A 2,694-nucleotide genomic window follows, 5' to 3' on the forward strand; every position below is an offset into this window, starting at 1 on the left:
CGTTTTCTACTCTATTACACACATCTGACATCATCATTCCTCCTATTTTTCAGATAGGATACTATATTCTAGACGATGACAGCCCGTATGGACGTTTATGGATAAACTTTTAGTTAAGGAGATGAAATAGGATTAAGAAAAACACATGAAGGTTAGGTAGGTTTATTGAAGAGAGAGATGTTCCATAATTTTGTTTAATTGGCGCTGCACTGACGTTTGATATGCATTTAACACAACTAACACCTGGTTATCTCCTGTACGCTTCATGACACGGTATCCGTTTATTGCATGGGTGGCAATACCTTCTTCATTCGGCAGGCAGTACCCGTTCACTTGACACGTACCATCGTCTTTCACTCTCAATTGTCCGACCAATCCAACCGGTATCCACTCTTCTCTTTGCTGTCTTGGAATATATTGTTGACTCGGATCATAGTCAGGATTCAACATCAAGTGGGATTGCACTTTTTCCTGTTGCAGCATATTGCCATGTTCATCAAAACTTGCAGGATTAATATTTTGCTCATACTGCAAACGTCCCCACTCATCTGTGACATATTGCCCTTGCCACTGTAATTGCGATGAGCCAGCCAACACTGCTGGTGTTGCACTCACTACACCTAAAATATAGTCATCTTGACTGGTGGCTTTACGCACTTTATCTCCATCTAATGTTACAAATGTGCCTACGGGAATGGATTGACCATCTGTAGATTCGAACATTTCAGCAAAGTCACAGTTACATGACATCCCTTGTGTCACCGTACCCATGAAACAAGCATCGCCAATGTTGACACCACCGCTGGATACGCCACTAATAAAAGCAGCAAGGCCATTGCCTGTAACCCCAAATGCACCCGCCGCTAAATGCCACGAGTTTTCTAACTTTGCACTACCGCTGTTACCCATAATATGCGCGCTAGTTAGGGTCGCGCCGATCGTCGTGTTGATCCCTTGTGCATGGGAAGCCATTGCGCCAGCAACCGTACCCATTCCTTCACTATGGGAAACTGCACCACTTGCCGTTGTTCCATTTCCCTCAGCATGTGCTTCAACACCACTTGCCACGGTAGTGTTACCTTCCGCATGCGAACTTTCACCCGAAGCGATCGTTGTGTGACCTTCGGCATGTGCTTGGTCAATGGCTGCCACTGTGCCAGATCCTTCTGAGTGAGCAGCAACCCCCTGTGCAAGAGTGAAAATACCTTCCGCATGACTTACCGTATTCGTTGCAGAAGTCAGTGCTCCTTCCGCGTGACTAGCCATTCCACTTGCTACATTAAAGTCTCCTTCTACGTGACTAAAAGGTCCACTTGCGGTACAAGCAGATCCTTCCGCATGACTAGCCATTCCACTCGCTATCGTAAAGCTTCCTTCCGCATGGGAACCAAAGTCCCCACTAGCAATGGTGTTCGTTCCTTCCGCATGACTTGGAGAACCACTTGCCGTAGTCTGTTGTCCTTCACTATGCGTAAATGTCCCTGTTGCCGTCGTCAAGGTTCCTTCGGCATGACTTACGATACCAAGAGCGATCGTACTATTTCCTTCCGCATGGCTATTCATTCCATTAGCAACCGTCAAATTTCCTTCTGCATGGGTTTGTTCTTGGCTGGCAAACGTACTGTTCCCTTCCGCATGACTTTGGAGCCCACTGGCTGTAGTACCCCTTCCTTCCGCATGACTTTCACTGCCACTTGCCGTCGTGTTCATGCCTTCGGCATGCGCGTTTACTCCTGAAGCAGTAGTCTGCATTCCCTCTGCATGCGCATTGTCACCAGATGCTACGGTAGAACAACCTTCCGCATGGGCAGCTGTTGCCCCAGCGGTAGTGTCTAGACCTTCACTGTGCGAGGCAAAACCAGTGGAAAGGCTTTCCATCCCTTCGGCATGAGCACAGTTGTTTGCTGTCGTTGTACCGCAACCTTCTGTATGCGAACCAACTCCTCCAGCTGTAGTACCGATCCCTTCCGCATGACTTGCAGCATTAGATGCAAACGAAAGTGCTCCTTCGGCATGACTGCCTTCACCAAGTGCCTCATTATTTAATCCTTCCGCATGACTAAAAAGACCACTCGCGGTACAACCTTCTCCTTCCGCATGACTGGACACACCATTAGCTATTGTAAAATTACCCTCGGCATGTGAACCAAAATCTCCGCTGGCTGTTGTATTCGTTCCCTCCGCATGACTCGGAGATCCGCTCGCAGTGGTCTGCTGTCCTTCACTATGTGCAAACTGACCCGTTGCTATGGTTAATGTTCCCTCGGCATGACTTACAACTCCTAAAGCTACTGTACTATTCCCTTCCGCATGACTAGTCATTCCACTTGCAGCGGTCATATCACCTTCCGCATGCGCCTCTTGTTGACTGGCAACCGTGCTGTTTCCTTCCGCATGGGAATTAAATCCGGATGCGGTCGTTCCATTTCCCTCAGTATGGGAGTTAACGCCAAGCGCTACATTCATATTGCCTTCGGCATGCGCGTTCGCTCCTAATGCCAATGTATTGTTACCTTCGGCATGCGATTGTGCACCACATGCGGTCGTTCCAAACCCTTCTGCATGCGACGATTCACCAGCTGCAAACGTAAACATCCCTTCCGTATGCGAACTACAACCTCCCGCAAACGTTCCTGTTCCTTCCGCATGCGACTCACCGCCAACACTCCAACTGTCTAACCCTTCCGCATGTGA

The 2,694-nt window shown here is 48.5% G+C and carries 1 protein-coding gene; it reads right to left on the bottom strand.

All coding sequences use genetic code 11. The features are described 5' to 3' along the window. Window positions 1-162 precede the first annotated feature (162 nt). The coding region (locus D1Z92_RS16965) for a peptidase G2 autoproteolytic cleavage domain-containing protein (protein WP_128896866.1) at window positions 163-2,694 on the bottom strand (2,532 nt) is incomplete at its 5' end.

It is taken from the genome of Longirhabdus pacifica (genome assembly GCF_004115085.1).
Classification (GTDB): Bacteria; Bacillota; Bacilli; order Paenibacillales; family DSM-105158; genus Longirhabdus; species Longirhabdus pacifica.